This is a genomic window from Methylopila turkensis (genome assembly GCF_027922325.1).
GTDB lineage: Bacteria > Pseudomonadota > Alphaproteobacteria > Rhizobiales > Methylopilaceae > Methylopila > Methylopila turkensis.
This window is the reverse complement of record NZ_BSFL01000002.1, coordinates 921,415-930,134: the sequence shown is the minus strand read 5'-3', so window position 1 is coordinate 930,134 and position 8,720 is coordinate 921,415. Positions and strand designations below refer to the sequence as shown.

The 8,720-nt window shown below is 69.3% G+C and carries 7 protein-coding genes and 1 pseudogene; 7 read left to right on the top strand and 1 reads right to left on the bottom strand.

The features are described 5' to 3' along the window. From PKE78_RS11150 to PKE78_RS11120, 7 genes and pseudogenes are all read left to right on the top strand, one after another. Window positions 1-134, top strand: a pseudogene (locus PKE78_RS11150) (succinate--CoA ligase subunit alpha); the annotation flags it as partial. 138 nt (window positions 135-272) lie between these two features. Then, a complete protein-coding gene (locus PKE78_RS11145) occupies window positions 273-3,227 on the top strand; it encodes a 2-oxoglutarate dehydrogenase E1 component (RefSeq protein ID WP_271200941.1) in 2,955 nt (984 codons plus the stop codon). 77 nt (window positions 3,228-3,304) lie between these two features. Next, window positions 3,305-4,561: a 2-oxoglutarate dehydrogenase complex dihydrolipoyllysine-residue succinyltransferase gene (odhB, locus tag PKE78_RS11140; protein WP_271200940.1), complete on the top strand. Its 1,257-nt coding sequence runs from the start codon at window positions 3,305-3,307 to the stop codon at window positions 4,559-4,561. Between the two features lie 10 nt (window positions 4,562-4,571). Further along, window positions 4,572-4,925 (top strand): hypothetical protein, encoded by a 354-nt coding sequence (locus tag PKE78_RS11135; protein ID WP_271200939.1) that lies wholly within the window; start codon window positions 4,572-4,574, stop codon window positions 4,923-4,925. Next, window positions 4,922-5,239, top strand: a complete 318-nt coding sequence (locus PKE78_RS11130; protein WP_271200938.1) for a hypothetical protein — start codon at window positions 4,922-4,924, stop codon at window positions 5,237-5,239. The genes PKE78_RS11135 and PKE78_RS11130 overlap by 4 nt, the downstream gene beginning before the upstream one ends. A gap of 3 nt (window positions 5,240-5,242) precedes the next feature. Continuing rightward, complete coding sequence (lpdA, locus tag PKE78_RS11125; protein ID WP_271200937.1) at window positions 5,243-6,658, top strand: dihydrolipoyl dehydrogenase; 1,416 nt, start codon at window positions 5,243-5,245, stop codon at window positions 6,656-6,658. Window positions 6,659-6,766: 108 nt separating this feature from the next. Then, complete coding sequence (locus tag PKE78_RS11120; protein WP_271200936.1) at window positions 6,767-7,747, top strand: aliphatic sulfonate ABC transporter substrate-binding protein; 981 nt, start codon at window positions 6,767-6,769, stop codon at window positions 7,745-7,747. Window positions 7,748-7,760: 13 nt separating this feature from the next. On the opposite strand, the gene panE is transcribed toward PKE78_RS11120, so the two are convergent. Next, window positions 7,761-8,684: a 2-dehydropantoate 2-reductase gene (gene panE / locus PKE78_RS11115; protein ID WP_271200935.1), complete on the bottom strand. Its 924-nt coding sequence runs from the start codon at window positions 8,682-8,684 to the stop codon at window positions 7,761-7,763. Window positions 8,685-8,720: the final 36 nt, after the last annotated feature.

Sequence of the window (8,720 nt, the reverse complement as noted above, 5' to 3'; positions counted from 1 at the left end):
ACGCCGGCGCGATCATCTCCGGCGGCAAGGGCGGAGCCGAGGACAAGATCGCCGCCATGGAGGAGGCCGGCATCCGCGTCTCCCCGTCCCCCGCACGACTGGGCAAAACCCTCGTCGATATGCTCAGGGGCTGAATCTCAACCCGCGGCGGCGCCGTTCTTGCGTCGCCGCCATATCATACTGAAGTCGCGTTCCGGTCGTTCAATCCAGAACCGCCGTCCCCATATCTGCTTCCGGGGACGGGCTCCGAAAACAACGCAAGGTCTTATCCGATGTCACGCCAGGCGGCGAACGAGGCTTTCTCCCGCACCTCCTTTCTCTGGGGCGGAAACGCCGCCTATATCGAGGACCTGCAGGCCCGCTACCTGAAGGATCCGTCCTCGGTCGACCCTCAGTGGCGCGCCTTCTTCGAGGACCTCGGCGACCCGTCGGACGCGGTTGAGAAGACCGCCGAGGGCCCGTCCTGGGAGAAGCCGAACTGGCCTGTGCCAGCGAACGGCGAGCTGGTCTCCGCGCTCGACGGCGACTGGGGCGCGGCCGAGATCGTCATCGGGGACAAGATCAAGGCGAAGTCCGAAGCCAGGGGCCAAGGCCTGTCGCCCGAGCAGATCCGGGCCGCTACGCGGGACTCGACCCGCGCCCTGATGATGATCCGCGCCTATCGCATCCGCGGGCATCTCGCCGCCGATCTCGATCCGCTCAAGATCGAGCGGCGTCCAGCGCAGGAGGAGCTCGACCCCGCCTCCTACGGCTTCTCCGAGGCGGACCTCGACCGCAAAATCTTCATCGACCACGTGCTCGGCCTCGAATACGCGACCGTGCGCGAGATGCTCGCCATCCTGAAGCGCACCTATTGCGGCACGCTCGGCGTCGAGTTCATGCACATCTCGGAGCCTGGCGAGAAGGCCTGGATCCAGGAGCGCATCGAGGGGCCGGACAAGGGCGTCGCCTTCACCCCCGAGGGCAAGAAGGCGATCCTGACCAAGCTCGTCGAGGCCGAGGGCTTCGAGAAGTTCCTCGACGTCAAGTACACCGGCACCAAGCGCTTCGGCCTCGACGGCGGCGAATCCATCGTCCCGGCGCTGGAGCAGATCATCAAGCGCGGCGGCGCGCTCGGCGTGCGCGAGATCGTGTTCGGCATGGCCCATCGCGGCCGTCTCAACATCCTCGCCCAGGTGCTCGGCAAGCCGCACCGCGCGATCTTCCACGAGTTCAAGGGCGGCTCCTGGACGCCGGACGAGGTCGAGGGCTCGGGCGACGTCAAGTACCATCTCGGCGCCTCGTCGGACCGCGAGTTCGACGGCAACACCGTCCACCTGTCGCTGACCGCCAACCCGTCGCATCTCGAGATCGTCGACCCGGTGGTGCTCGGCAAGGTGCGCGCTAAGCAGGACCAGTGGAAGGACGGCGACCGCACCCGCGTGATGCCGCTGCTGATCCACGGCGACGCCGCCTTCGCCGGCCAGGGCGTGGTCGCGGAGTGCTTCGGCCTGTCGGGCCTGAAGGGCCACCGCACCGGCGGCTCGATCCACGTCATCATCAACAACCAGATCGGCTTCACCACCAGCCCGCGTTACGCGCGCTCGTCGCCCTATCCGTCCGACGTCGCCAAGATGATCGAGGCGCCGATCTTCCACGTGAACGGCGACGACCCCGAGGCGGTGACCTTCGCGGCCAAGATCGCGACCGAGTTCCGGCAGAAGTTCCACAAGCCGGTCGTGATCGACATCTTCTGCTACCGCCGCTTCGGCCACAACGAGGGCGACGAGCCGGCCTTCACCCAGCCGCTGATGTACAAGAAGATCCGCAGCCACCCGACGACGCTGGAGACCTACGCCAGGCGCCTCGAGAGCGAGGGCGTGATCAAGCCGGGCGAGGTCGACGAGATCCGCGCCGCCTTCCGCGCGCGGCTCGACGGCGAGTACGAGAGCGGGCAGGCCTACAAGCCGAACAAGGCCGACTGGCTCGACGGCCGCTGGTCCGGGATGAAGGCGTCGAAGGACGTCGACGACGCGCGCCGCGGCAAGACCGGCGTCGAGGCCGAACGCCTGAAGGAGCTCGGCCAGAAGCTCACGACGCTGCCGGAAGGCTTCAAGGCCCACCGCACCATCCAGCGCCTGCTCGAGAACCGGCGCAAGATGACGGAGACCGGCGAGGGGATCGACTGGGCCATGGCCGAGGCGCTCGCCTTCGGCTCCCTGCTCCTCGACGGCAAGCCGGTGCGCCTGTCCGGCCAGGACGTGGAGCGCGGCACCTTCAGCCAGCGTCACGCGGTGCTGGTCGATCAGGAGACCGAGGCCCGCGCGGTGCCGCTCAACGCGCTCGGCGACGACCAAGCGCCGTTCGAGGTCATCAACTCGATGCTCTCGGAGGAGGCGGTGCTCGGCTTCGAGTACGGCTACACGCTGGCCGAGCCGAACGCGCTGACGCTCTGGGAGGCGCAGTTCGGCGACTTCGCCAACGGCGCGCAGGTGATCGTCGACCAGTTCCTGTCGTCCGGCGAGCGCAAGTGGCTGCGCATGTCCGGACTCGTGATGCTGCTGCCGCACGGCTATGAAGGGCAGGGGCCGGAGCATTCCTCCGCCCGTCTCGAGCGCTACCTCCAGATGTGCGCCGAGGACAACATGCAGGTCGCGAACTGCACGACGCCGGCGAACTACTTCCACATCCTGCGCCGCCAGCTCGTCCGCGACTTCCGCAAGCCGCTGATCCTGATGACGCCGAAGTCGCTGCTCCGCCACAAGCGGGCGGTGTCGCCGCTGTCGATGATGGAGGCGGGCACCTCGTTCCACCGCCTGCTGTGGGACGACGCCCAGCTCAGCCCCGGCTCGACGCTCCAGCTCAAGCCGGACGCCGAGATCCGCCGCGTCGTGCTGTGCTCGGGCAAGGTCTATTACGACCTGTTCGAGGAGCGCGAGAAGCGCGGCGTCGACGACGTCTACGTCCTGCGCGTGGAGCAGCTCTACCCGTTCCCGGCCAAGGCGCTGACCAACGAGCTGTCGCGGTTCAAGAACGCCGAGGTGGTGTGGTGCCAGGAGGAGCCCAAGAACATGGGCGCCTGGAACTTCGCGGAATCCTATGTGGAGTGGGCGATGAACACGGCGGGCCTCGCCGCGAAGCGGCCGCGCTACGCCGGACGCCCGGCTTCCGCCGCGACCGCGACCGGCCTGATGTCCAAGCATCTGGCGCAGCTGCAGGCCTTCCTGAACGACGCGCTCGGCGCGTGAGCCGTCGGGCGGGACCGAACTGACGACGTGACGAACTGGGCGAGCGGGCGGAGGAGCCTGCTCCATGGGAGACTTCGATGGCGACCGAAATCCGCGTGCCGACGCTCGGCGAATCCGTGACCGAAGCCACGATCGGCCGGTGGTTCAAGAAGCCGGGCGAGGCGGTCGCGGCCGACGAGCCGGTCGTCGAGCTCGAGACCGACAAGGTGACGCTCGAGGTGCCGGCGCCCGCCGCCGGCGTCCTCGGCGCGATCGAGGCGAACGAGGGCGACACGGTCGGCGTGGACGCGCTCCTCGGCTCGATCGAGGCCGGCGACGGCGCGGCCCCCGCGCCGAAGGCCGAGGCCAAGCCGGCCGAGCCGGCGAAGGCTCCCGCGCCCGCCATCAAGGACGACGCCAACGAGACCAAGCCCAAGGAGGCGCCGAAGGCCAACGGGGGCGCGGCGGCCGACTCCGGCCCCGCGGTGCGGCGCATCGCGGCCGAGAGCGGCGTCGATCCGGCGGGCGTGCAGGGCAGCGGCAAGGACGGCCGCGTGACCAAGGGCGACATGCTGGTCGCGGTCGAGGGCGGCGCGAAGGCGCCGGCGCCGCAGCCGGCCGTGCAGGCGCGCGCGCCGTCCGCGCCGGACGCCGCCGCCCGCGAGGAGCGCGTCAAGCTGACGAAGCTGCGCCAGACCATCGCGCGCCGGCTCAAGGACGCCCAGAACACCGCCGCCATGCTGACGACCTTCAACGAGGTCGACATGACCGAGGTCATGGCGCTGCGCGCGAAGTACAAGGACGTGTTCGAGAAGAAGCACGGCGTGAAGCTGGGCTTCATGGGCTTCTTCGTGAAGGCGGTGATCCAGGCCCTGAAGGACATCCCGGCGGTGAACGCCGAGATCGACGGGACCGACCTCGTCTACAAGAACTACTACCACGTCGGCATCGCCGTCGGCACGGACAAGGGCCTCGTGGTGCCGGTGGTGCGCGACGCCGACGCGCTCGGTCTCGCCGGGATCGAGAAGAAGATCACGGACTTCGGCAGGCGGGCTCGCGATGGCAAGCTCGGCATCGAGGAGATGCAGGGCGGCACCTTCACGATCACCAACGGCGGCATCTACGGCTCGCTGATGTCGACCCCGATCCTGAACGCGCCGCAGTCGGGCATCCTCGGCATGCACAAGATCCAGGAGCGGCCGATGGCGATCGGCGGCAAGGTCGAGGTCCGGCCGATGATGTATCTGGCGCTGAGCTACGACCACCGCGTGGTCGACGGCAAGGAGGCGGTCACCTTCCTCGTGCGCGTCAAGGAGAGCCTCGAGGATCCGTCGCGCCTCGTCATGGACCTCTGAGGACGGCGTCTTGCAGCCGCCCCCGCCGCGCTTCGTCCCGTCCGGGGACCCGTTTCCCGAGCCCTGGGACGAGGAGGCGGGCGCGTGGCTCGTCGGCAAATACGCGCTCGTCGGCGTGATCTTCGCCGACGGCGACGGCGAACGGCTCGGCCAGTATCACGGCCGGATCGTCTCGGCGGACCCGGCCGACGGGATCGCGATCGCCTGCGAGGGCGACTGCGCGGGCGACAGCCTGGTGATGCCTCCGACGCTTGGCTGGTTCGGCGCGGCTCAGCCGGGCGAGTACCGGCTGCGCGCGACCGGCGAGCTGGTGGTCAATCCCGACGTGCTGTCGTCCTGGCGCATCGCGCGTGACGAGCGATGACGGCGGACGCGCCCGAAGTCGCCGCCGCAATCGCGGCGCGCAGGACGTCCCTCGACCGGCAGTCCGTCGCGGCGGCGCTCGGCATGGCGGTGGTGGCGTTGATCTTCACGTACGACGGCGCCGACCACGACCGCACCGTTCAGGGCATGATCGACATCCTGCCGTGGCTCGTCGGACTGTCGCTTGCGATCTTCGCCTTCAACCGCTGGACGCTCTCGATCCAATCGAAGCTCATCCGGCGCGAGTTCGACGGGGCCGCCGCCCGGAGCGCCGCTCCGCCCCGACATGATCGATCCAGGAAGAATCGGAACTGAGACATGGCTGACACCACTGGCGCCTACGACCTCATCGTCATCGGAACCGGCCCCGGCGGCTATGTCGGCGCCATCCGCGCCGCCCAGCTCGGCCTCAAGGTCGCGGTGGTGGAGAAGCGCGCCACCCATGGCGGCACCTGCCTGAACGTCGGCTGCATCCCGTCCAAGGCGCTGCTGCACGCCTCCGAGCTGTTCGAGGAGGCGGGGCATAAGTTTGCGGGCATGGGCATCGAGGTCGGCGCGCCGAAGCTCGACCTTGCGAAGATGATGGCGTTCAAGGACGAAGGCGTCGCGGGCAACACCAAGGGCGTCGAGTTCCTGCTCAAGAAGAACAAGATCGACGCCTTCCACGGAACGGGGAAGATTCTCGGACCCGGCAAGGTCGAGGTCACGCCCGAGGGCGGCGAGGCGAAGACGCTCCAGACCAAGGCGATCGTCATCGCCACCGGCTCGGACGTGGCGAAGCTCAAGGGGCTCGACATCGACGAGCAGACGATCGTCTCCTCCACCGGCGCGCTGACGCTCGGCAAGGTTCCGGGCAAGCTGCTGGTGGTGGGCGCCGGCGTGATCGGGCTGGAGCTCGGCTCGGTGTGGCGCCGCCTCGGGTCGCAAGTCACGGTCGTCGAGTTCCTCGACCGCATCCTGCCGGGGATGGATACCGACGTCGCCAAGCAGTTCCAGCGCCTGCTTGAGAAGCAGGGCGTGGCGTTCAAGCTCGGCTCCAAGGTCACGGCCGCGGAGAAGGCGGGCGATGGCCTCAAGGTCACGATCGAGCCGGCCAAGGGCGGCGAAGCCGCGACGCTCGACGCCGACGTCGTGCTGGTCGCGATCGGCCGCGTTCCCTACACGGCCGGGCTCGGCCTCGAGGAGGCCGGCGTCGCGCTGGACGAGCGCGGCCGGGTCAAGACCGACGGCCACTTCAAGACCAGCGTGGACGGGATCTACGCCATCGGCGACGTCATCGCCGGCCCGATGCTCGCCCACAAGGCCGAGGACGAGGGCGTGGCGATCGCCGAAATCCTCGCCGGCAAGTCCGGCCACGTGAACTACGACGTCATTCCGAGCGTGGTCTACACCTATCCGGAGGTCGCCTCGGTTGGAAAGACCGAGGACGAGCTGAAGGCCGCGGGCGTCGGCTACAAGGCGGGCAAGTTCCCCTTCACCGCCAACGGCCGGGCCAAGGCCAACGGCACGACGGAGGGCTTTGTTAAGGTGCTGGCCGACGCCAAGTCCGACAAGGTGCTCGGCGTGCACATCGTCGGCCCCCGCGCCGGCGACCTGATCGCGGAGGCGGCGATCGCCATGGAGTTCGGCGCGTCGTCGGAGGACATCGCCCGCACCTGCCACGCCCATCCCACGCTGGCCGAGGCGGTGAAGGAAGCCGCGCTCGCCGTCGAGGGCCGCGCCATCCACATGTGATCTGGCCGCGAACTGCACGTTGATTGTACATTAAATAGATAGAATGTAGTTGCAATCGCTGTGCGGCCGACGTTCCATGCGCCTGAACCTCAAGCGCACGGGAACGTCATGCCTCATCTTCGCTCCGCATTCCGGCCGGTCAGCCGCCGTCTGGCGCTCGCCTTCGTCTCCGTCGCGCTGTCGGGCCTGACGGTCGCGGGAGCGCGCGCCGACGACACGATCCGCATCGGCTACCAGCGCTCCTCCACGCTGACGACGCTGCTGAAGACCAGCGGCGAGCTGGAGGCGGCTCTGGCGAAGCAGAACGTCAAGGTGACCTGGCACGAGTTCACCAGCGGCCTGCCTTTGCTGGAGGCGCTCAACACCGGCAATGTGGACTTCAGCGCCGACGTGGCGGACACGGTGCCGGTGTTCGCTCAGGCGGCCGGCGCCAAGCTGACCTATGTGGCGGAGGAGGCGGCCTCGCCGGCGGCGCAGGCGATCCTCGTTCCCGCGAACTCGCCGATCACCTCGGTCGCTGAGCTCAAGGGCCGCAAGATCGCCGTCACCAAGGGGGCCGGCAGCCACTATCTGCTGCTCGCGGCGCTGACGAAGGCGGGCGTCTCGATCAAGGACGTCACGCCCGCCTACCTCACGCCCGCGGACGGCCGCGCCGCCTTCATCGGCGGCAATGTCGACGCGCTGGTGGTGTGGGACCCGTTCCTCGCGAGCACGCAGGCCCAGTCCGGCGCGAAGGTGCTGCAGAACGGCGAGGGCCTCTCGGGCTACAAGCGCTACTACCTCACGACCGACGCCTTCGCGAAGCGGAACGGCCCGGCGCTCGAGACCATCGTCACCCAGCTCAAGGCCAAGGGCGCCTGGGTGAAGGCCAACCCCAAGGAGGCCGCCGAGCAGCTCGCCGGGCTCTGGAAGATCGACGCGGCGGTGGTCGAGCAGGGCAACGCGCGCCGCTCCTACCAAGTCGCGACGGTGACGAAGGACGGCCTCGCCGAGCAGCAGAAGATCGCCGACGCCTTCTTCGCCGAAGGCCTGTTCCCGAAGTCGATCGTCACTGGCGAGACGGCCATCTGGCAGCCGGTCAGCCAGTGACGCCGGACAGCCCTCAACCGGCCTCCGCGGCCTTGCGCGCCGCGTAGGCCTGCATGTGGGCGTAGGCGAGCGCGAGCGTCGGGACCGCGACGCCCGCCGCGCGGCCGCGGTCGCGCAGGTCGCCGAGGATGTGGTCGTGCTCGGTGCGGCCGCCGCTCTCGACGTCGCGCAGCATGGAGGCGGTGGCGGGCGAGCCGGCGGCGGTCAGCATGCCGAGGCTCTGCGCCAGGAACGCCTCGCGCGGGACATGGCCGTTCGCGGCCGAGACGGCGGCGCATTCGTCGAGCAGCGCCTGCGCGATCGCCGGGCCGTCGTCGGTCTGCATGATCGCGCCGACAGGAGCGCGCATCAGGCAGGTCAGCCCGGCGAAGGCCGCCAGCATGGTGAACTTCTCCCACATGTCCTGCATCACGTCGGCGCTCAGCTCCGGCGCGAAGCCGCCCTTCAGCAGCTCGGCGTGGAGCGCCGCGGCGCGCGCCTCCTGCGCGGGGTCCCGCGCGCCAAGCACGAAGCGGTGCAGCTTGTTCAGGTGCCGGATGGTCCCGTCGGCCGCCATGGTCACGCCGATATGGGCGACGCCGCCGAGCACCCGCTCGCGCCCGAAGGCGGCGTCGAGCGCATCGAGATGGCGGACGCCGTTCAGCAGCGGCAGCACGAGCGTTTCGGGGGCGACGGCCGGACGCACGGCGTCGATCGCGCTGTCGAGGTCGTAGGCCTTACAAGACAGCAGCACGGCGTCGAACGTCTCCGAAGCATCGGTCACGAAGGCGACCGGCCGGCGCACGTCGCCAAGCGGGCTCGTGAGCGTCAGCCCGTCGCGGGCCAGCCGTTCGGCGCGGGCGGGGCGAACGAGGAAGGTCACGTCGACGCCGGCTTCCGCCAGACGCGCGCCGTAGTACCCGCCGATGCCTCCGGCGCCGAGAATGAGAAGCCGCATGACGTCGATCCTCCGAGAGCCGCGGGCGGAGGCCTG